We start from the raw sequence: 20,535 nt of genomic DNA on the forward strand, positions 1-20,535 counted from the left end.
CTGCCCCTACTCGACTGCACGCCTACTCGACGAGCGCATCCGGCTTGCCCTTGCTGCGCGGCCGTTCCTCGGCCATCTTGCCCCAGACGATCATCCGGTACTTGCTGGTGAACTCCGGCGTGCACGTCGTCAGCGTGATGTACCGGCCCGGCCCGGTGAATCCGGAGTCCGGCGGCACGGGGTCGAGGACGCTCACGTTGCTCGGCGAGGTCACCGGCAGGATCGACGCCATCTTGTAGACGAAGTACTTGTCCTGCGTCTCGACGACGATCGGATCGCCGGGCTCGAGCCTGTTGATGTACCGGAACGGCTCACCGTGCGTGTTGCGGTGGCCCGCGAGCCCGAAGTTGCCGGTCTTCGCATCGGGCATGGCGGTCTTCAGCGCGTCCTCGCCGTAATGCCCGACCATGCCCTTGTCGAGCACGTTCTTGCTGCTGATGCCCTCGGCGATCGGCACCACCACGTCCAGCTTCGGGATGTGCAGGATGGCGAAGCCCTGTCCCGGTGAGAAGGTGCCGGGGTTGCGCTTGCCGTTCGCCCAGTCGTCCTGGAGGCTGCTCGCCTCCCGGTCCGCCTGCGCGTGCGCCCGGACGTTCGTCCACCACAGCTGGTAGGTGACGAACAGGAGCATCAGCACACCGGCGGTGATGAACACCTCGCCGACCGCCCGGCTGGCGACGACCGCCGCGCTCGGCTTCCGGGCCCGCGCCTGCCGGCGGGCCTCCACCCGTGAGAGCGGCCTTCCCGCCGCTCCCGCGGGATCCTCCGAGCCGCCAGGAGCCCCGCGATCCCCAGCAGTGCTCCCGTGGACCCCAGTGCCCCCATGGCGCCCGTGACGGCCCTTGGCGGCCCTTCTGCGGGCCGCGCGGCCCCCTGCCGGGGTTCCCGTGAGAGGAGCGGCCGTTGCGGCTCCAGAAGCCGGTATGGAGTCGCCGCCGAACGCGAACCCGGGCGGCGGCGGCACTCGCAGTGCCACCGTCTCCTCGTCGATGCGAGGCTCGAACGGCTCGCCGCCGTACAGGTCCTCGCGCTCGGGGCGGACTGCGGTCACGCCGTGGCCCTGCCCACCACCGGGGCGAGCCCCGCCGACCTCGCCACGGCACCCCGGTCGCCGCACTCCGCCAGCCAGTTGGCCAGCATCAGGTGCCCGTGCTCGGTGAGCACCGACTCCGGGTGGAACTGCACTCCCTCGACGGGTAGTTCACGGTGGCGCAGGCCCATGACGATGCCGTCCCGGGTGCGGGCCGTGACCTCCAGCTCGGCCGACACCGTCGCCGGCTCGGCCGCGAGCGAGTGGTAGCGGGTGGCCGTGAAGGGCGAGGGCAGACCCGCGAAGACGCCCTTGCCGCCGTGCTCCACCAGCGAGGTCTTGCCGTGCAGCAGCTCCGGCGCCCGGTCCACCACACCGCCGTACGCCACCTGCATCGACTGCATGCCCAGGCAGACGCCGAAGACGGGCACACCGGTGTTCGCGCAGTGGCGGACCATGTCGACGCAGACGCCGGCCTCCTCGGGGGTTCCGGGGCCCGGGGACAGCAGGACGCCGTCGAAGCCGTCCTGGGCGTGCGCCGTCGACACCTCGTCGTTGCGCAGGACCTCGCACTCGGCGCCCAGCTGGTACAGGTACTGGACCAGGTTGAAGACGAAGCTGTCGTAGTTGTCGACGACGAGAATGCGCGCGCTCACTGGTTGTCCACCGTCACATCGTTGAAGGGAAGCAGCGGTTCGGCCCACGGAAAGACGTACTGGAAGAGGACATACACCGTGGCCAGTACCAGCACGATCGAGATCAGCCCCTTGAACAAGGCGTTTCCTGGCAGATGCCGCCAGATCCAGCCGTACATGCCGTCCCTTCCGTCGCACCACGGCACCAGACTCACGCCGTACGTCACCAGACTAACGGCGGAGAGCCTTCGGTCTGCCTGCCTCCACAGGCTGTGTGGAGTCCAGGTGCGCCCAGACGATCAGCCGGTGACTGTGCCCCCACTCGGGTTCGCACGTCGTCAGCGTCAGATAGCGTCCGGGACGCGTATACCCCGACTTACGTGGCACAGGGTCGATCACCTCGACATCCGTGGGCACGGTTCTGTACGGCGCTTGATCGATCCGGTACGTGAACCAGGTCGTGCCGTCCGTCAGCACCACCGCGTCCCCGCGCCGCAGCCTCGGGAAGTCCTTGAAGGGGTCGCCGTAGGTGCGGCGGTGACCTGCGACGGAGAAGTTCCCGGTCTGCCCGAGCCGCGCGGTGCCCGGGTAGTGGCCGAGTCCCTTCTTCAGGGTGCCGGTGCCGGTCCCTTCGAGCACCGGCTTGTTCCACGTGAAACCAAGCCGCGGGATGTACATGATCGCGAAGGGCTTCCCCTTCGAGTACGGCGTCGGCGGCTCCGGGCTCGCGGAGGGGCGGGGCGTGACCGCGGGCTCCTGCGCCCACTGCTGCTGGAGACTGTCGATCTGGTCGTCCATGACGCGGTCGGCCCGCACGCCGGTCCAGAAGAGCACGTAGGCGACGAAGAGGACGATCAGGGTGCCGACGGTGATGAACAGTTCGCTGACGGTTCTGACGATCACACGCACCGGCGGCTCCCCAGAGGCGGCTGGTCCGGCTACTCCACTGGCTTCGCGTAGTGCAGATCCACTGTGCCCGAGTAGCCGGGGAGAGTCACCGTGCCGTCCTCGGTGACTTTCCAGCCGAGCCCGTAGACGTTCACGTACACCATGTAGTTCTGGATCGCCTCGGACTCCGCGAGCGCCCGCTGGAGCTTCTCCGGGTCCCCGACCGCCTGGATCTTGTACGGCGGGGAGTAGACCCGGCCCTGGAGGATCAGCGTGTTGCCCACACAGCGCACGGCGCTGGTGGAGATCAGCCGCTGGTCCATGACCTTGATGCCCTCGGCGCCGCCCTGCCAGAGGGCGTTCACCACGGCCTGGAGGTCCTGCTGGTGGATGACCAGGTAGTCGGGCTGGGGTTCCGGATAGCCGGGGAGCTTGGCGGTGGCGTTCGGCGGGGCGTCGTTGAGCGTGACGGTGACCGCCCGGCCCTTGACCTTCCGGGTGCCCGCCGCGTCCTCGAGCCGGGTCAGCTTCTCGTCCTCGGCCCGGGTGCTGCCGTCGTCGGCCTCGGCCAGTGACTCGACCTGGTCGCGCAGGGCCGCGTTGGACTCGTTCACCTGGCCGTTCTTGTGACTGCGCTCCTGGATGAGGTCGGACAGCTTGAGCAGGGAGGCGTCCGTGCGGATGTCGGTGCCCTTGGCGGTGTCGAAGCTGGTGAAGAAGATGAGGCCCGCGAGGGCGAAGACGCCGGCGGTGAGCACACGGACCGGCCGGAAGCGCGAACGGCGGCCGGGGGTGGACCCCGTTGAACCCGTCCCGGGGAAGTCGGCAGAATTGCTCAACGTACCCTTATCTCCTTCGGCGCCGTAGAAGCACTACGCTAACGGACGCCCGGGGGAGCAGGTCAGTGTCCCCTTGTACGCTGCCCCGAGCCCGACCCAGTACCCTGCGCGGCCACGCAGCGCATCGACAGGAGAGACCCTCGTGCCGAAGTCACGTATCCGCAAGAAGGCCGATTACACGCCGCCGCCCGCGAAGCAGGCTACCGCCATCAAGCTCAACAGTCGTGCCTGGGTCGCGCCGGTCATGCTGGCCCTGTTCCTCATCGGACTCGCCTGGATCGTCGTGTTCTACGTGACCGACGGCTCGCTGCCCATCGACGCCCTGGGCAACTGGAACATCGTGGTCGGTTTCGGCTTCATCGCCGCCGGCTTCGGCGTCTCGACCCAGTGGAAGTAGCTCTCGGACCATCTCTCCCCAGGGGTATCCACTGAGTTATCCACAGCGGTTTTCCACAGTGGGGAAAAAGAACGACCATCTGTGGATAACCTCTCGGACGTTGACGCCGGTGTGAAGAACCGTCAGCACTCGAAAACCTGTTCGCCCCCTGCCTGACCTGCGGAAACGCGGGTCGGTGACAGGGGGCACAGTTGTTCCCGCACGGTATGCACAAGATCGGGCACTCGCTGTGGACAACGCTGTGTCTCCCCACGTGCTCAGGTGAGCTGGGCGGTCCTCAGGAGGGTGACGACCACGACCGCGGCCAGCACCAGCGCACAGGTGCCGTACTGCACCAGGGAGCGGCGGTCGCGGGGTGCGTGAACCATGGCGAGACCGATGACGGCACCGCCGACGAGGCCGCCGATATGGGCCTCCCAGGAGATGTTGCTCCACCCGAAGGTGATGATCAGCGTGATCACCAGCATCGCGGCGACCGGCCGCATGTCGTAGCGCTGCCGCCGCATCAGGACGGCGAGGGCGCCGAACACCCCGAGGATGGCACCCGAGGCACCGAGCGAGGGCGCGTTGGGTTCGTTGAGCAGGTAGGCCAGCGCTCCGCCCGACAGCCCGGACAGCAGGTAGAGGGCGAGATAGCGGGGGCGGCCGAGCGCCTCCTCCACATACCGGCCGATGAACCAGAGGCTGAGCATGTTGGAGAAGATGTGGAAGTAGTCCAGATGCATGAACATCGAGGTCAGCAGCCGATACCACTGCCCCTCGGCGACGCCCTGCACCGAGCCCAGCTCAGGCACGTACGCCAGTCCCAGCAGGCTGAACCGGTCGGTGAACCGGTCCCCGACCGCCATCTGCACCACGAACACCGCGACACAGAGACCCATGAGGACCTTGGTGACCAGATGCGGGTCGGCCTCGACGGTGCCGCCCGCGAGGGTGCGGGGCCGGTTCGCCTCCGGCGCGTGCCCCGTGCCGGAGCCGCCCCGCACACACTCCGGGCACTGGAAGCCGACGGAGGCGCTCACCATGCACTCGGGGCAGATCGGACGCTCGCAGCGCGTGCAGCGCACGCCGGTCTCACGGCCCGCGTGCCGGTAGCAGACCGGCACCCCGCTCTGGGCGTCGTCCGGCCGGCTGCCTGGCGCCTGATCCATGGGCTCCCCCGATCTCTTCGTGAACAAGGCTGTGCCCCGACCGTCCTTACGGACGAGCGGGGCGATTGGTTCCCGCGGCGAACCGGGCGCCGAACCGGGCGCCGCCCTGTCTGCGGCCCGGTGCGTCCCCCGGTGTGCGGCCCGGTGCCACCGGTGCCTGGTCCGGTGCTTGAACCCGGCACTCAGGGCAGGAGCTATCGCTTCTCGACGACGACCGACTCGATGACGACGTCCTTCAGCGGACGCTCGGTGCGCGGGTTGGTCTCCACGCCCGCGATCGCGTCGATGACCTTCTGGCTCGCCGGGTCGGTGACCTCGCCGAAGATGCTGTGCTTGCGGGTCAGCCAGGCCGTCGGGGAGACGGTGATGAAGAACTGCGAGCCGTTGGTGCCCGGGCCGGCGTTCGCCATCGCCAGCAGATACGGCCGGTCGAAGCGCAGGTCCGGGTGGAACTCGTCCTCGAACTGGTAGCCGGGCCCGCCGGTGCCGTTGCCCAGCGGGTCGCCGCCCTGGATCATGAACCCGCTGATCACCCGGTGGAAGACCGTGCCGTCGTAGAGCTTGGCCGAGGACTTCTCGCCGGTGGCGGGGTGGGTCCACTCCCGCCCCCCGGTGGCGAGGTCGACGAAGTTCTTGACCGTCTTGGGAGCGTGGTCCGGGAAGAGCCGGACCTCGATGTCGCCCTGGTTGGTCTTGAGGGTGGCGTAAAGCTGCTCGGCCACGATCTGCCTTCCGTCGTCTTCCTGTGACTCAACGATCCTCGCACGCCCGCCGTGGCCCGTCGCCCGCCCACCACCGCGTGCACAGGAACCGCCCACTTCGCGTACGGAAAAGCGCCGGACCCGGCCAGGACAGGGGCAAGGCGGGCCGATCCGTGACATTGTCGACGACACGTTCCCGTTGCCCTGTATTCGTCCGTCCGTTCCCGCATCGGATCAGGACAACACGGGAAGACGATCGGGACGTCCGCACCCGTATGCCCGTCCGCGCATGCCCCGGAGGCCATCCGCAGGCATGATCCGTAAAAGGGTGGAAAGTCGAAATACCGTACGCCACCGAGGAGGAGGAACCCGTGACCCGCATCGACAGCGTGCGCGCCGCGACCGGTTCGGCGAAGGACAGCGTGCTGCACGCCGCGGAAGTGGTGGCGCCCTACGCCGACACGGCCAAGGAGAGGGCCGCGCTCTACGCGCACGAGGCCCGCGTACGGCTCGCGCCCAAGGTGTCCCAAGCCGCCGAACAGGCCCGCGTGCAGTACGACGCCCGGGTGGCACCCAGGCTGGAGCAGGCGAGGGCGCATGTCCCACCGAAGGTCGACCAGGCCGCTCATGAAGCTGCCTCCCGTACCCGTCTGGCCGCACGGCAGGCCGCCGAATACTCCCGGCCGAAGCTCGAACAGGCGGTGGCCGCGGCCGGGCCCGTGAAGGACGAGGCCGCCGCCCGCAGTGTCGCCGCGATGGCCGCCCTGCGCGGTCAGGTGACCCCGAAGGACATCCAGAAGCTGGTGCGCAAGCACCGCCGCCGAGCCAGGGCCGGCAAGCTCGCCAAGGCACTGGCGCTGGCCGGTGTCGTGGCCGGAGGCGCCTACGCCGCGTGGAAGTGGTGGGACAAGCAGGCCAACCCGGACTGGCTGGTCGAGCCCCCCGCTGCCACCGAGGTACCCGCCGCGGGCGGTCTGACGTCCGTGGACGGCAGCGAGGACGTCTCGGCCCTCGATCCCGAGGTGCAGGTGAAGGAGGACGAGGAGACCTTGAACCGCGAGGACCGCGGCTGAGCTTCTCCGCCTGCTCCGCGTCTCCGGGCCCACGTTTCACGTGAAACAGCTCGACAGCTCGACAGCCCTACAGCCCGACGTCCCAGGGATAGCAATGGGGCCGCAGCGAAGAAGAGCCCCTCCGTCCGGTGACCACCGGACGGAGGGGCTCTTTCGATGTGGAGCCTAGGGGAGTCGAACCCCTGACATCTGCCATGCAAAGACAGCGCTCTACCAACTGAGCTAAGGCCCCTCACGGGAAGCGACCAGCCGGAGGGAACGATCCCGGCGGGTGCCGAGGACCAGAGTAGCGGGTCACCCCCCGTATCTCGCAAAAAGATTGGGGGTCCCCGCGGATGACCACTCTCCGTAAGATGCTCCGCGTGGTTCGCTACAGCGAACCGCGGTTTCTTGGGGAAGCGATGGGGAGACGCACATGGACGCCGCACAGCAGGAAGCCACCGCGAGAGCGCGGGAACTGCAGCGGAACTGGTACGGGGAGCCGCTGGGGGCGCTCTTCCGTAAGCTCATCGACGATCTTGGTCTCAACCAGGCTCGTCTCGCGGGGGTACTGGGGCTGTCGGCACCGATGCTGTCCCAGCTGATGAGCGGGCAGCGGGCGAAGATCGGGAACCCGGCGGTCGTGCAGCGGGTGCAGCTGCTGCAGGACCTGGCGGCCCAGGTCGCGGACGGGAGCGTCAGCGCCGCCGAGGCGACCGAACGCATGGACGAGATCAAGCGGTCGCAAGGGGGATCGGTGCTCAGCAACACCACGCAGACGACGAGCGGTTCGGGTGCGCCCACGGTCAAGCGGGTCGTCCGCGAGATCCAGTCGCTGCTGCGCTCGGTGGCCGCCGCCGGCGACATCATCGACGCGGCCGACACCCTCGCCCCGACCCACCCGGAACTGGCGGAGTTCCTCAAGGTCTACGGCGCCGGCCGCACCTCGGACGCCGTGGCGCACTACCAGTCCCACCAGAACTGAGCCCTGCCCGGTGGCCGAAGGGGGTTCGGCGACCGGGCGGACAGCACGGTGCGGGACCGCGAGGGGCGCAGGGGTGGCGCACTTCGCCGGAGGATGACGCGAGCCGGATCGTGACGGGCCACGGGGGTCGTATCACTCATCACCGGGTAGCGAGGGGACAGCAGGGGGAATCCCGAGGGGGAGGAGCGACGCACCGCCATGGGTGAGGTCTTCGCCGCACGCTACGAACTCGCCGACCCGATCGGTCGAGGAGGGGTCGGCGCCGTCTGGCGTGCCTGGGACCATCGCCGTCGCCGCTACGTGGCCGCCAAGGTGCTCCAGCAGAGCGACGCCCACGCGCTGCTCCGTTTCGTGCGCGAACAGGCGCTGCGCATCGACCATCCCCATGTCCTCGCCCCCGCCAGCTGGGCCGCCGACGACGACAAGGTCCTCTTCACCATGGACCTGGTCGCCGGCGGCTCCCTGGTCCACCTCGTGGGCGACTACGGCCCCCTTCCTCCCCTCTTCGTCTGCACCCTCATCGACCAACTGCTGTCCGGACTCTCCGCGGTCCACGCGGAAGGCGTCGTCCACCGTGACATCAAGCCCGCCAACATCCTGCTGGAGGCCACCGGCACGGCCAGGCCGCGGCTGCGGCTGTCCGACTTCGGCATCGCGATGCGGCTGGGCGAACCACGCCTGACCGAGACCAACCTCGTGGTGGGAACGCCCGGTTACCTCGCCCCCGAACAGATGATGGGCGCCGAACCCGACTTCCCCGCCGACCTCTTCGCCGTCGGCCTGGTCGCCCTGTACCTCCTGGAGGGCGCCAAGCCGGACGCCAAGGCGCTCCTCCAGTACTTCGCGGAGCATGGAACCCCAGGTGCCCCCAAAGGGGTTCCCGAGCCGCTGTGGCAGGTCGTGGCCACGCTGCTGCAACCGGACCCCCAAGCCCGCTTCCGCACCGCCACGGGTGCGCGCAAGGCACTGGCGGCGGCCGTCGAACTGCTTCCCGAGCCCGGTCCGGACGACGAGCAGATCGAGATCTTCGACCAACTCGGGCCGCTGCCGCAGGGGTTCGGCCCGCAAGGTCCCTCGCAACCGGCGCCGGGGCCGGCCGGGGCGCCCCCACCCTCCGGCCGGACGTCCCCACAGCAGGACATCACCGGGTCCACTCCCGCCCGGCCGGGCGGGGACCCCCTCCCGGCGTGGCCGGGCACGGGCTCCGTGACGTCCGGAATCCCGGCCCCTCCGCCCGGACCGCCCCCGGTGCCGCCCTCCGCGTCGGCTCCGGTTCCGCCGCCGGCATGGACTCCCGTGCCGTCGGCCGAACCGGGACCGGGCGCAGGCGCCGCACCGCACGGGGCGGGCGCGGACGACGCCGTAGCGTCCGGTTCGGACCTGCCCGGCGGGTCGGGTACGGGCGCTTCCCGGGCGCAGGCCCCTCCACCGCCGTCCTCCGATCCGCGGAACCTCGCACACACCTCGACGGGCGGTCCACGTCAGCCCCTGGAGGCCTCGTCCGCCGGTCCCGGCCGCGCCATGTCGGACACCGGCAGCTTCCCTCCGTCGCCCCCTCCGGGTGCGCCCCTGCGGCAGGCTCCCGCCCACGGCGCACCGGGCGACGCCACCTTCGTGCTGCCTCCCCGGCCCGCGGCCGAACAGCGCGTCGATACCTCCACCGCTTCGTACACCGCTCAGGACCCGCAGGTTCCTCCCGCGGCCCCTCTTCCGCCGCCTCCGGCTGCGCCGGAACGCGTCCGCCGCAGGGGTCACCGCCGGGCCCGGGCGGCCCGGCGCCCCGGACCGCCCGCCAAGGTCGCGCTGCCGCTCCTGCTGCTGGCCCTGGTCTGCTACGCCGTCGGGTTCTGGGCGCTGGCCCGGATCTGAGCGGAGGCGCGGCGCCGCGCCGTCACCGTCCACACGCCGAGCACCAGCAGCAGCGCGCTGCCGGTACCGAGGCCGCCCACGGCGACCGCCGTCATGGCGCCGTCGTCCGCAGCGCCGTCACCGCCGCCCGCCGTGCCTCCCACCGAGGCGCTCGGCCCGCCCCGCGTGCCGGTGTCGAACACGCCGCTCGGCACCGGCCTGCCCTCGTACGCCGGTCCGGCCTGCGCGGTCCCGCCGATCCTGACGCGCAGCTTCACGCCGTAGGGACCGTCGCCGAAACGCTCGGCGACGTGCGCCGAGAGGTACACCGCGAGGTAGTGGAAGCCCGCGAACCGCAGGCTCTGCGTGGGATCCGTCGGGGCGTACCGGTTGACGTGGCGGACCGGCGGAAGAAGCGGCAGGGAGGCCGACTTCTGGGTGCCGCCGTAGCCGATGCTCGTGCCGGCGATCTCGGCGCGCACCGGGTTGTACGCCGTCAGGTCCAGGGCCGGCACCACGAAGCCCGCATTCGTGCCCGCGCTGTCCAGGTCGACGGCGGCGTACAACTGCTGTCCCCAGTCGACGGGCACCTTGTAGAAGAGGGTCTGGCCGGGGACGATCTCGTCCCGCCAGACGCCCTGCCGCACGGCGGTCGCGTCGGAGAAGCCCCCGCCGCCCGGACGGTCCACGGGTTCCTCGACGAGGGGCGCGGGCGTGGCGGAGTTCCATGCCTCGGGCACGCTCGTCGCACCGGCCCGGGCCGACGGCGGCTCGGACACGGGCGCCAGTTCCAGCTCCCAGGGCTGCCCGTCCTCGGTACCGGTCTCGGTGCGCTCGACCACCAGGAAGTAGGTGCCGGCCTCCTGGCACAGCCCTTTGCCGGCCAGGATCTCGCGCGCCCCCCAGGCGGTGATCGGATGCGCCTCCCCGGAGGCACCCACGGTCACGGTGTCGTAGGAGCAGCTGCCGCTGTCGGCGTTCTGCACGGACACCCTGACGCCGTCACCGCTGGCGAGCGCGGTGCCCGCGCGCGGGACGGCCGTGACGGAGACGTACGCGTTCGAGGCGTCGTCGAGTTCCAGCCGGTAGTAGACCTTCTCGCGGCCCGCGAGGGAGCTGCGGTACGTGGTGCCCGGCTCCAGGCGTACGGCGTCGGTGGTGCCGTTGGCGGCGGTGATGCCGCGGGCGTTCCGGTCGAAGGCGTAGGACGGCACGTCCGCCGCACCGGCGGCCTCGGCCACGGTCCCCGGCAGCCCGGCCGAGGCCACGCAGAGCGCCGCCGCCACCGCGGCGACCCGCCCGACGACCGTCCGCGCCGCGGCCTCGCGCAACGCGGTCACCCACCCCGTACGCCGGCCCATCACACGCCCCCTCGCCCTCGCCGGCACCGGCCCTGTCCGGACCCGGCCGTGGGCCATCCTGCCCTGCCGACCCGCGCGGCACCCGCGCATCCGCACGAACGACCGAAACGACTGCCTCCGACCCGTGCCGTCCGCCCCTAACCGGGGTCGGGGTCCCCCGCAACACAAAACCCCGACCGCGCTGAGCGGCCGGGGTCTGGTCAGTTTTCGGTGTCGGTACTCAAGAACCCGTGGGCACGGAGTCGGTCGCCTCCGTCCACAGATCCTGCTCGGCGCGATCCGCCTGGATCTGGCGGTACACGAGGAGCCCGCCGATGGCGGCCAGTGCGACCAGGAGAAGCTTCTTCACCGCGCGACCTCGTCTTTCCTTGACGTAGGGGACTTCTGGCGCCCGACTATACACACCGACCGATACCGATCGGTGACCTGCGTCGGCCCCTCAACTCCCGCCCTCGACAGCCCAGTAGACGGGGCGGCGACGGAGGATCAGACCCTCGGATCGGAGAGTGATCACACCGGCACGGAGGGTTACTTCGCCCCCTTTCATTGGCCTATCAGCCCACTTGCGCCCATACGGGTGGTGTTCATCGGAACAACGCCACGCCACGAGCGTCGGTCCACCACTTCGCGTTCCACATACACATCATGAGGAAAGTACGCAAATCGCCCAACCCGAAAGTGAGGGGCCATGACCGACAACCGGGTCATGAAGCTGTGGACCGCCATCGTCACCGCCTTCCTCGCGCTGTGCACGGCGCTCGGACTCGTCACCACCACCGCCACGGCGGCGGTAGCGCAGAGCGAGCCGACGCGCAACAGCAGCGAGAGCGGAAGCCCCGTACCCGCGAACGTGGCGGCCGCCTCACCCTGGGCCTGGATCCTCGCCCGGTCCCTGCCCCCCACGATGAAGCAGCGCATCCACGCCGAGGCCCACGGCAAGTCCCCCAGCTGCCGTCACCGCCCTCTCCCCGAGACGGAACCGGACGACCACTTCACGGCCCCCTGCGACGACCTGGAGTCCGGCTCCGCCGCCGAGCCCGCCGTACCCCTCCAGCGCTGACACCCCGGCACACCGTGCCGCACCCCGCCACGATCACGACGTAACGGCGAACTTGCGTACAGCCGCACGATGCAGGCCCGGAAGCTCCTCAGGAGCAGCCGGGCCTTCGCCGTGCCCACCCCAGAACCGCCCCACCCGCCCCTCGCACGCACCACCCACCGGGCCGGCTGGTCGGCCGGCTGGTCGGTCGGTTGGTCGGTCGGTCGGTCGGTCGGTCGGGAGCACTCAGCCATCCCCCAACGCTCCCGCAGCACGCGGACCCTCGGCACCCGACCGCTCCGACACCCGGCCGCTCCGCCACCCGGCGCTCCGACACCCGGCGCTCCGGCACCCGGCCGCTCAGACACCCCTATCCCGAGCCCCGGCAGCCGCCCCGCACGACCCCGGCGGGCGCCTTCCGCTCCGCCCCAACTCCTCGCGCACACGCCGAAGGCCCCCAACCTGACCGGTTGGGGGCCTTCGTACTGGTGGGGCTAACAGGATTTGAACCTGTGGCCTCATCCTTATCAGGGATGCGCTCTAACCAACTGAGCTATAGCCCCGCCGCGCTCTGCGGTGTATGTCCCGCGCGCTGACTCCTGAAGATTAGCGCACGACGCGGGCAGTCCCAAAATCGGTTGTCGCCGGAGGTTCGGCGGAGGTTTGGAACGACGTCGGCGGCCAAGTCACTCGTCTTCGGCGAGGGTCAGTTCGACGCCGCCCACGAAGCCCGCGGAGAGGTTGTAGATGAACGCGCCGAGCGTCGCCAGGGCCGTCGCGAGGACGACGTCGATGACCGCGATGATCGACGTGAACAGCAGGACGTTGGGCAGCGAGAGGAAGGACTGGAGGTCGAAGCCGTTCGACTCGTTGGAGCCGGTCGCCTCCGAGATCGTGCCGCCGACCGTCGAGAAGACGCCCATCGCGTCCATGACCATCCACAGGACGGCCGACGCGATGATCGTGCAGATGCCCAGCGCGATGGAGAGCAGGAAGCTGACCTTCATCACCGACCACGGGTCGGCCTTCGCCACCCGCAGCCGCGCCTTGCGCACCCGGGGCGTGGTCCGGGCGCCGGTGCGCGGTCGGCGGACCGCGCCGGCCGGGGCGGGGGTCGAGTAGGCCTGCGGCGGGTGGTACGGCCCGGTGGGCTGCTGTCCCTGGCGCTCGCCGGGCAGCGGGGAGGCCTGCTGGGCCTCGGAACCGGCCTTGCCCGCTCCAGCCGCGTACTGCTGGGTCTGCGGGCCTCGGGTGTCCGTCACAGTTCCCCCCTGGGATCCATGCGTGTCGGGCGAGTGCGAGTCTTTCGCGGGTGACTTGATCGCCTGGAGGTTGGTCGTGTGCGGATCCGTCGCGCGCGCGTCGGCCGTTCGGGCGTCGGTTCCCCGCCCGTCGGTGGGCCGTGCGTCGGTCGTACGCGCGTCCTTGTTCACCGCGGCGAGCCACGGCCGCCGTCCGTTTCCGTACCGGTAGAGGTACCGGTCGAAGGGTCGGCAGAGGTGCCGGCCGATGTTCCGACCGAACCGGCGCCCGTGGCTCCGCTCACGATGACTCACTCCTCGTGCTACTCGGTCGAGGGCGCCTCACCCTCGTCCGTGCCGCTGGTCGCGGCGTCCTCGGCGGTCTCGTCCACGGCGACGTCGCGTCGATCTCCTCCGCCTCACGCCCCGCCTCGGCGTTACGTGCGATGCCGACGACGGCATCGCGCTTGCCCAGGTTGATCAGTTGGACGCCCATGGTGTCACGGCCCGTCTCCCTGACCTCGTTGACTCGCGTGCGAATCACACCGCCGGACAGTGAGATGGCGAGGATCTCGTCCGTCTCCTCGACGATCAGCGCGCCGACGAGGGAGCCGCGGTCCTCCACGATCTTGGCAGCCTTGATGCCGAGGCCGCCGCGACCCTGGACGCGGTACTCGTCGACGTTGGTCCGCTTCGCGTACCCACCGTCTGTGGCAGTGAACACGAACGTACCGGGTCGAACAACATTCATCGAGAGCAGCTCGTCGCTCGCACGGAAACTCATGCCCTTGACGCCCGAGGTGGCACGGCCCATCGGGCGCAGAGTGTCGTCCGACGCGGTGAACCTGATCGATTGGGCCTTCTTGCTGATCAGCAGCAGATCATCGTCGGCCGAAACGAGTTCGGCTCCGATCAGTTCGTCGTCGGATCCGTCCTCGCGCTCCCGCAGATTGATCGCGATGACACCACCGGAACGCGGCGAATCGTAATCCTTCAGAGGCGTCTTCTTGACCAGACCGCCCTTGGTGGCCAGGACCAGGTACGGCACCGCGTCGTAGTCGCGGATCGCGAGGATCTCGGCGATCGCCTCGTCCGGCTGGAAGGCCAGCAGGTTCGCCACGTGCTGTCCGCGCGCGTCGCGCCCGGCGTCGGGCAGCTCGTACGCCTTCGCCCGGTAGACACGGCCCTTGTTGGTGAAGAACAGCAGCCAGTGGTGCGTGGTGGAGACGAAGAAGTGGTCGACGATGTCGTCTTCCTTGAGCTTCGCGCCCCGTACGCCCTTGCCGCCACGCTTCTGCGCCCGGTAGTCGTCGGCCTTGGTCCGCTTGATGTAGCCACCGCGCGTGACGGTGACGACGATGTCCTCCTCGGCGATGAGGTCCTCGATGGACATGTCACCGTCGTAGGGGATCAGCTGGGTCTTGCGGTCGTCGCCGTACTTCTCGACGATCGCGGCCAGCTCGGCGCTGACGATGCCGCGCTGGCGGACCGGCGAGGCGAGGATCGCGTTGTACTCGGTGATCTTCGCCTGGAGCTCGTCGTGCTCCTGGACGATCTTCTGACGCTCCAGGGCGGCCAGCCGGCGCAGCTGCATCTCGAGGATGGCGTTCGCCTGGATCTCGTCGATCTCCAGCAGCTCCATCAGGCCCGTGCGCGCGATGTCGACGGTGTCGCTGCGCCGGATCAGCGCGATGACGTCGTCGATGGCGTCCAGGGCCTTCAGCAGGCCGCGCAGGATGTGCGCCCGCTCCTCGGCCTTGCGCAGCCGGAACTTCGTACGGCGGACGATGACCTCGATCTGGTGCGTCACCCAGTGGCGGATGAACGCGTCCAGGGACAGCGTGCGCGGCACGCCGTCGACCAGCGCCAGCATGTTGGCGCCGAAGTTCGTCTGGAGGTCGGTGTGCTTGTACAGGTTGTTCAGGACGACCTTGGCGACCGCGTCCCGCTTGAGGACGATCACCAGACGCTGGCCGGTGCGCGACGAGGTCTCGTCACGGACGTCCGCGATGCCGCCGATCTTGCCGTCCTTCACGAGGTCGGCGATCTTCTGCGCGAGGTTGTCCGGGTTGACCTGGTAGGGCAGCTCCGTGACCACCAGGCACTGGCGGTTCTGGATCTCCTCGACCTCGACGACCGCGCGCATGGTGATGGAGCCACGGCCTGTGCGGTACGCCTCCTCGATGCCCTTGCGGCCGACGACGAGGGCGCCGGTCGGGAAGTCGGGGCCCTTGATGCGCTCGATCAGCGCGTCCAGGAGCTCCTCGTGCGAGGCCTCCGGGTTCTCCAGGTACCACTGGGCACCGGACGCGACCTCGCGCAGGTTGTGCGCGGGGATGTTGGTCGCCATACCGACCGCGATACCGGCCGAACCGTTGATCAGCAGGTTCGGGAAGCGGGCCGGCAGGACGGTCGGCTCCTGGGAGCGGCCGTCGTAGTTGTCCGTGAAGTCGACGGTCTCCTCGTCGATGTCGCGGACCATCTCCATCGACAGCGGCGCCATCTTGCACTCGGTGTACCGCATGGCCGCCGCCGGGTCGTTGCCCGGCGAGCCGAAGTTGCCGTTGGAGTCCACGAGCGGCATCCGCATCGACCACGACTGCGCGAGGCGGACCAGCGCGTCGTAGATCGAGGAGTCGCCGTGCGGGTGGTAGTTGCCCATGACGTCGCCGACGACGCGGGCGCACTTGTAGAAGCCGCGCTCCGGCCGGTAGCCGCCGTCGTACATGGCGTACAGGACGCGGCGGTGGACGGGCTTGAGGCCGTCACGGACGTCCGGCAGCGCACGCGAGACGATGACGGACATCGCGTAGTCGAGGTACGAGCGCTGCATCTCCGTCTCGAGCCCGACGGGCTCGATGCGCATGGCGATTTCGCCGCCCTCTTCAGGGCTGACGGGAGTGTTCTCGTCGGTCATTGCTGGTGTTGATCCTTCCTGGTCCGGTCAGCTGAGACCGACTCAGATGTCGAGGAAGCGGACGTCCTTGGCGTTGCGCTGGATGAAGGCACGGCGCGCCTCGACGTCCTCGCCCATGAGGACCGAGAACAGGTCGTCGGCCTGTGCGGCGTCGTCCAGGGTGACCTGGCCGAGGACGCGGTGCTCCTGGTCCATCGTGGTGATGCGCAGTTCCTCGGCGTTCATCTCGCCGAGGCCCTTGAAGCGCTGGATCGAGTCCTCGCGGACCCGCTTGCCGCGCTGGCGGCCCATCTCGAGCAGCGCGTCGCGCTCGCGGTCGGAGTACGCGTACTCGATGTCGTCCCGGCCCCACTTGATCTTGTAGAGCGGGGGACGGGAGAGGTACACGTGCCCGGCCTCGACCAGCGGCCGCATGAAGCGGAACAGGAAGGTCAGCAGCAGGGTGCTGATGTGCTGGCCGTCGACGTCGGCGTCCGCCATCAGGATGATCTTGTGATAGCGGAGCTTCTCGATGTCGAAGTCCTCGTGCACGCCCGTACCGAAGGCGGAGATCAGGGCCTGGATCTCCTGGTTCTGCAGGATCTTGTCGATCCTGGCCTTCTCGACGTTGAGGATCTTGCCGCGGATCGGGAGGATCGCCTGGTACTGCGGGTTTCGGCCGGACTTGGCCGAGCCGCCGGCGGAGTCACCCTCGACGATGAAGATCTCGCACTTGGTGGGGTCGTTCGACTGGCAGTCGGAGAGCTTCCCCGGCAGGGACGCCGACTCCAGCAGACCCTTGCGGCGCGTGAGGTCGCGGGCCTTGCGGGCCGCCACGCGCGCGGTGGCCGCCTGGATGCCCTTGCGGACGATGTCCGCCGCCTCGACCGGGTTGCGGTCCAGCCAGTCGTTGAGGTGCTCGTAGACCGCCTTCTGGACGAAGGTCTTGGCCTCGGTGTTGCCCAGCTTGGTCTTGGTCTGACCTTCGAACTGGGGTTCGCTCAGCTTCACCGAGATGATCGCGGTCAGACCCTCGCGGATGTCGTCACCCGTGAGGTTGTCGTCCTTCTCGCGCAGCAGCCGCTTGTCACGCGCGTACTTGTTGACCAGGTTGGTCAGCGCCGCGCGGAAACCCTCTTCGTGCGTACCGCCCTCATGCGTGTGGATGATGTTGGCGAACGAGTAGACGCCCTCGCTGTAACCGCTGTTCCACTGCATCGCGACCTCGAGGGACAGGCTCTTGTCCTTGTCCTCCGCCTCGAGGTCGATCACCGTCGGGTGCACCGCTTCGCCCTTGCGGGAGTTGAGGTACTTCACGAAGTCGACGATGCCGCCGTCGTAGCGGTACGTGACGGTCTTGACCTCGTCCCTGTCGTCCGCGCCCGCCTCGTCCGCACCGGCGGTGGCCTTCGCCGACTCGCGCTCGTCGGTGAGTTTGATCGTCAGACCCTTGTTGAGGAACGCCATCTCCTGGAAGCGCCGCGACAGCGTCTCGAAGGAGTACTCAAGGGTCTCGAAGATGTCGCCGTCGGCCCAGAAGGTGACCGACGTGCCGGTCTCCTCGATCGCCTCGTGCTTGGAGAGCGGCGCCGTGGGGACGCCCATCTTGTACTCCTGGGTCCACCGGTGGCCCTCGGTCCTGACCTCGACGGAGACCTTGCTCGACAGGGCGTTCACGACGGAGACGCCCACGCCGTGCAGACCGCCGGAGACCGCGTAGCCGCCGCCGCCGAACTTGCCGCCCGCGTGCAGCACGGTCAGGACGACCTCCAGGGCCGGCTTGCCCTCCGAGGGAACGATGCCGACCGGGATGCCACGGCCGTTGTCGATCACTCGGACGCCGCCGTCGGCCAGGATCGTCACGTCGATCGTGTCCGCGTGGCCGGCCAGCGCCTCGTCGACGGAGTTGTCGACGACCTCGTACACGAGGTGGTGCAGGCCGCGCTCGCCGGTAGAACCGATGTACATACCGGGTCGCTTGCGGACCGCGTCCAGGCCCTCGAGGACGGTGATGGCACTGGCGTCGTAGGAGGCCGTGACCTCACTGCTGGAGGTCGCGGCCTCGCGGACGACGCCGGCGTCGGTGGACGGGATGTTCTCGTTGGGGTTGCCGGAATCGGCCACGAAGCGCCCTTTCTGGCACAGCACGAGCCGGGCTCGTCGGCGGGTTGCCGGAGCGGCTGCGGCATGTTGCGTTGGTAAGCCTTGATCAGCGTTGCTCAGCGTTTCCCGGGCGGTCCCCACGTTTGGGGCGGGATTACCTTCCAGTCTACCGGTAGCGCCGACAGTGATGGGGGTTTGCCGGTACCTGAGTCCGCATGTGCCGCCCTCAACCGGTCTCCACCGGGTCCCCATATGTGGAGCGGGCCTCCAAGAGGCTCACGGAGGCACTCAGCGCTTCCGGGTGTCAACCCTTGGCTACCGGCGAGTCAACTCCGTATTCGCCACCCCTTCCGGACCCGCGAGGACCCTTCCGAACGGGCTCCGAACACGCTCCGAGCGGGCTCCGGACGCGCGCGGGCGGCACTGGCCCACGGGGGGCCCGCACGGCCATCACAGCAGGACGGCCGGGACGGTACGACGGCACCGTCCCGGCCGGATTACGTGACACATGTCACCCGTAGGTGTCGCCGGGGCCCTTGCTGCCCGGGGCCCGCAGAGGGCCGTAGCGACGGACCGGGCCCGCCGGGCCCTGCACCTTGATGTGCTGCACCCTGCCGTGGCCGAGGTCCTCGTTGAGGCGGGCGACCAGCGTCGGGGCGAGCAGCCGCAGGTTCGTCGCCCAGGCCGTGGAGTCGCAGCGCACGAAGAGCACCCGCTCGTCCTCGTCGTACCGCTCCGGTTCGCAGTGCTTGGCGATGTCCTCGCCGACGATCTGCGGCCAGCGCCCCATCACCCCGCCCACCGCGGCCGGCGCCTCCCAGCCGCGCTCGGTGAGGAGCCGGTTGATGGCCGAGCCGAGCGCCATGGGGTCGCGGCCGTCCGCCCGCGCGCCGGAGCGCAGGCCGCCCCCCCGCCGCGCCTGCTTCTTCTGCTGCGCCGCGTCCCCTCGCGCGCGTGCCTGCTCGCGCGCCGCCCTCAGCGCCACGCGCGCGAGGTCGACACCGGAGGGCTCGGGCGTCTTCTTCGACTCCGGCGTCATCTTCGGATCGGGCACGTTCTTCGGTTCCTGCGCCGTCATGCGCGCTCCACCGCCCCCTCCGCCACGGCATACCGGGCGCCGCGAGCACGTGCGGTACGTCGTCGTCGACGGCGGCCGTGACCAGCACCTGCTCACCGGGCGCGACCAGCTCAGCCAGCCGCTCTCGCCGCCGGGTGTCCAGCTCGGCGAAGACGTCGTCGAGGACCAGGACCGGCTCATTGCCCTCGGCCCGCAGCAGGTCGTAGGAGGCCAGCCGCAGGGCGAGCGCGTAGGACCAGGACTCGCCGTGGGAGGCGTATCCCTTGGCGGGCAGTTGACCGAGTTTGAGCAGCACGTCGTCGCGGTGCGGACCCGCGAGGGTGACGCCCCGCTCGATCTCCTGCTTGCGGACATCGGCGAGCGCGCCCATCAGCTGCTCGTAGAGGTGCTCGCGCGTGTGCGCCTCGCCCGGCGCCGACGCCTTGTACTCCAGCGCGACCGGGCCGCCGCCGGGGGCGAGCTGTTCGTACGCCTTGTCGGCGAGCGGCTGGATCGCGGCGATCAGGTCGAGACGCTGGGCGAGCAGCTCGGCGCCCACGCGCGCGAGGTGCTGGTCCCACACGTCGAGCGTGGACAGGTCCATGGTCCGGCCACCGTGCCGGCGGGCCAGCGCGGCGGACTTCAGCAGGGTGTTGCGCTGCCTGAGGACGCGCTCGTAGTCGGAGCGCACGCCCGCCATCCGCGGGGAGCGCGCGGTGATCAGCTCGTCGAGGAACCGGCGCCGCTCCCCGGGATCGCCCTTCACCAGAGCGAGGTCCTCGGGCGCGAACAGCACGGTCCGTACGATCCCCAGCACGTCACGCGGCTTGACCTGGGAGGACCGGTTGATGCGGGCGCGGTTGGCCTTGCCGGGGTTCAGCTCCAGCTCGATCAGCTGCTGCCGCTCGCCCTGCCGGACCTGCGCCCGGATGACGGCACGGGCGGCGCCCATGCGGACCAGGGGGGCGTCGGAGGCGACCCGGTGACTGCCGAGGGTGGCGAGATAGCCGACGGCCTCGACGAGGTTCGTCTTGCCCTGCCCGTTGGGACCGACGAACGCGGTGACGCCCGGGTCGAGCGGGACTTCGACCCGGGCGTACGAGCGGAAGTCGGCCAGCGACAGATGCGTGACGTGCATGGTCGTTTCGCCGACCTCCCCCGGCGTGGTGGACCGCCGAAAAAACGATCCCGTGATGGGCCGCCGAAACGGTCCGGTGGACTACTTCTTCTCGACCGCGTGGCCGCCGAACTGGTTGCGCAGCGCCGCGATCATCTTCATCTGGGGCGAGTCCTCCTGGCGGGAGGCGAACCG

The 20,535-nt window shown here is 69.7% G+C and carries 16 protein-coding genes, 2 tRNA genes and 4 pseudogenes; 5 read left to right on the plus strand and 17 right to left on the minus strand.

Translation table 11 applies throughout. The annotated features are described in order from the left end of the window. Window positions 1-22 precede the first annotated feature (22 nt). Genes BM536_RS27945 through BM536_RS27965 form a run of 5 tightly spaced genes read right to left on the minus strand, consistent with a single transcriptional unit; the run spans window position 23 to window position 3,392 of the window. Window positions 23-1,051 carry a class E sortase gene (locus BM536_RS27945; protein WP_073495153.1) on the minus strand — a complete coding sequence of 343 codons (1,029 nt, stop codon included), beginning with the start codon at window positions 1,049-1,051 and terminating at the stop codon, window positions 23-25. After that, the gene (locus BM536_RS27950) at window positions 1,048-1,686 is read right to left on the minus strand and encodes an aminodeoxychorismate/anthranilate synthase component II (protein WP_073495151.1); all 639 of its coding nucleotides are present in this window, start codon (window positions 1,684-1,686) and stop codon (window positions 1,048-1,050) included. The genes BM536_RS27945 and BM536_RS27950 overlap by 4 nt, the downstream gene beginning before the upstream one ends. Next, window positions 1,683-1,892: a hypothetical protein gene (locus BM536_RS27955; protein ID WP_073495149.1), complete on the minus strand. Its 210-nt coding sequence runs from the start codon at window positions 1,890-1,892 to the stop codon at window positions 1,683-1,685. The genes BM536_RS27950 and BM536_RS27955 overlap by 4 nt, the downstream gene beginning before the upstream one ends. A gap of 4 nt (window positions 1,893-1,896) precedes the next feature. Beyond that, on the minus strand, window positions 1,897-2,574 hold the full coding sequence (locus BM536_RS27960) for a class E sortase (RefSeq protein ID WP_073495147.1): 678 nt from the start codon (window positions 2,572-2,574) through the stop codon (window positions 1,897-1,899). Between the two features lie 29 nt (window positions 2,575-2,603). Continuing rightward, the gene (locus BM536_RS27965) at window positions 2,604-3,392 is read right to left on the minus strand and encodes a DUF881 domain-containing protein (protein WP_073495145.1); all 789 of its coding nucleotides are present in this window, start codon (window positions 3,390-3,392) and stop codon (window positions 2,604-2,606) included. Window positions 3,393-3,534: 142 nt separating this feature from the next. Here BM536_RS27965 and crgA point away from each other — a divergent pair, with 142 nt between their 5' ends. Next, the gene (crgA, locus tag BM536_RS27970; RefSeq protein WP_073495143.1) at window positions 3,535-3,789 is read left to right on the plus strand and encodes a cell division protein CrgA; all 255 of its coding nucleotides are present in this window, start codon (window positions 3,535-3,537) and stop codon (window positions 3,787-3,789) included. A 257-nt stretch (window positions 3,790-4,046) separates the two neighbouring features. Here the strand turns inward: crgA and BM536_RS27975 are convergent, their stop codons facing one another. Both BM536_RS27975 and BM536_RS27980 read right to left on the minus strand, forming a co-directional pair. Further along, window positions 4,047-4,940: a rhomboid family intramembrane serine protease gene (locus tag BM536_RS27975; protein WP_073495141.1), complete on the minus strand. Its 894-nt coding sequence runs from the start codon at window positions 4,938-4,940 to the stop codon at window positions 4,047-4,049. Between the two features lie 194 nt (window positions 4,941-5,134). Then, window positions 5,135-5,662, minus strand: coding sequence for a peptidylprolyl isomerase (locus tag BM536_RS27980; RefSeq protein WP_073495140.1), 528 nt, complete (start codon window positions 5,660-5,662; stop codon window positions 5,135-5,137). Window positions 5,663-6,012: 350 nt separating this feature from the next. Here BM536_RS27980 and BM536_RS27985 point away from each other — a divergent pair, with 350 nt between their 5' ends. Then, complete coding sequence (locus tag BM536_RS27985) at window positions 6,013-6,714, plus strand: DUF5324 family protein (protein WP_073495138.1); 702 nt, start codon at window positions 6,013-6,015, stop codon at window positions 6,712-6,714. Window positions 6,715-6,873: 159 nt separating this feature from the next. On the opposite strand, the gene BM536_RS27990 is transcribed toward BM536_RS27985, so the two are convergent. After that, a tRNA-Ala gene (locus BM536_RS27990) sits at window positions 6,874-6,946 on the minus strand. 183 nt (window positions 6,947-7,129) lie between these two features. On the opposite strand from BM536_RS27990, the gene BM536_RS27995 reads away from it, so the two are divergent. Next, a complete protein-coding gene (locus BM536_RS27995; RefSeq protein WP_073495136.1) occupies window positions 7,130-7,678 on the plus strand; it encodes a helix-turn-helix domain-containing protein in 549 nt (182 codons plus the stop codon). A gap of 198 nt (window positions 7,679-7,876) precedes the next feature. Beyond that, the gene (locus BM536_RS28000) at window positions 7,877-9,547 is read left to right on the plus strand and encodes a serine/threonine-protein kinase (protein ID WP_094103667.1); all 1,671 of its coding nucleotides are present in this window, start codon (window positions 7,877-7,879) and stop codon (window positions 9,545-9,547) included. Here BM536_RS28000 and BM536_RS28005 read toward each other — a convergent pair. Together BM536_RS28005 and BM536_RS28010 are read right to left on the minus strand one after the other, a co-directional pair. Next, window positions 9,511-10,887 (minus strand): hypothetical protein, encoded by a 1,377-nt coding sequence (locus tag BM536_RS28005; RefSeq protein WP_094103668.1) that lies wholly within the window; start codon window positions 10,885-10,887, stop codon window positions 9,511-9,513. The two genes, BM536_RS28000 and BM536_RS28005, sit on opposite strands and share 37 nt — an antisense overlap. A gap of 220 nt (window positions 10,888-11,107) precedes the next feature. Then, window positions 11,108-11,236, minus strand: coding sequence for a DLW-39 family protein (locus BM536_RS28010; protein WP_003999697.1), 129 nt, complete (start codon window positions 11,234-11,236; stop codon window positions 11,108-11,110). Between the two features lie 339 nt (window positions 11,237-11,575). Between BM536_RS28010 and BM536_RS28015 the strand changes: the two genes are divergently transcribed. Next, window positions 11,576-11,947, plus strand: coding sequence for a DUF6344 domain-containing protein (locus BM536_RS28015; RefSeq protein WP_073495132.1), 372 nt, complete (start codon window positions 11,576-11,578; stop codon window positions 11,945-11,947). A gap of 465 nt (window positions 11,948-12,412) precedes the next feature. On the opposite strand, the gene BM536_RS28020 is transcribed toward BM536_RS28015, so the two are convergent. From BM536_RS28020 to BM536_RS28050, 7 genes and pseudogenes are all read right to left on the minus strand, one after another. After that, a tRNA-Ile gene (locus tag BM536_RS28020) sits at window positions 12,413-12,489 on the minus strand. Between the two features lie 123 nt (window positions 12,490-12,612). Beyond that, window positions 12,613-13,472, minus strand: a pseudogene (locus BM536_RS28025) (DUF3566 domain-containing protein). An 18-nt stretch (window positions 13,473-13,490) separates the two neighbouring features. Next, a pseudogene (gene gyrA / locus BM536_RS28030) lies at window positions 13,491-16,084 on the minus strand (DNA gyrase subunit A). Between the two features lie 42 nt (window positions 16,085-16,126). Continuing rightward, window positions 16,127-18,187, minus strand: a complete 2,061-nt coding sequence (gene gyrB / locus BM536_RS28035; protein WP_211362963.1) for a DNA topoisomerase (ATP-hydrolyzing) subunit B — start codon at window positions 18,185-18,187, stop codon at window positions 16,127-16,129. A gap of 490 nt (window positions 18,188-18,677) precedes the next feature. Beyond that, complete coding sequence (locus tag BM536_RS41905) at window positions 18,678-19,244, minus strand: DciA family protein (RefSeq protein WP_425444688.1); 567 nt, start codon at window positions 19,242-19,244, stop codon at window positions 18,678-18,680. Next, window positions 19,241-20,361: pseudogene (recF, locus tag BM536_RS28045) on the minus strand (DNA replication/repair protein RecF). The gene BM536_RS41905 and the pseudogene recF overlap by 4 nt, the downstream one beginning before the upstream one ends. 81 nt (window positions 20,362-20,442) lie before the next feature. Next, window positions 20,443-20,535 (minus strand): annotated as a pseudogene (locus BM536_RS28050) (6-phosphogluconate dehydrogenase); the annotation flags it as partial.

Origin of the sequence: Streptomyces phaeoluteigriseus (assembly GCF_001896135.2) — a bacterium.
Lineage (GTDB): Bacteria > Actinomycetota > Actinomycetes > Streptomycetales > Streptomycetaceae > Streptomyces > Streptomyces phaeoluteigriseus.

Excerpts from the sequence above, each read along its gene's own strand:
- BM536_RS28000 (WP_094103667.1), top strand. The coding sequence starts at position 7,877 with ATGGGTGAGGTCTTCGCCGCACGCTACGAACTCGCCGACCCGATCGGT.
- BM536_RS28005 (WP_094103668.1), bottom strand. The coding sequence starts at position 10,887 with ATGGGCCGGCGTACGGGGTGGGTGACCGCGTTGCGCGAGGCCGCGGCG.
- BM536_RS41905 (WP_425444688.1), bottom strand. The coding sequence starts at position 19,244 with ATGACGGCGCAGGAACCGAAGAACGTGCCCGATCCGAAGATGACGCCG.
- BM536_RS27995 (WP_073495136.1), top strand. The coding sequence starts at position 7,130 with ATGGACGCCGCACAGCAGGAAGCCACCGCGAGAGCGCGGGAACTGCAG.
- BM536_RS27975 (WP_073495141.1), bottom strand. The coding sequence starts at position 4,940 with ATGGATCAGGCGCCAGGCAGCCGGCCGGACGACGCCCAGAGCGGGGTG.
- BM536_RS28015 (WP_073495132.1), top strand. The coding sequence starts at position 11,576 with ATGACCGACAACCGGGTCATGAAGCTGTGGACCGCCATCGTCACCGCC.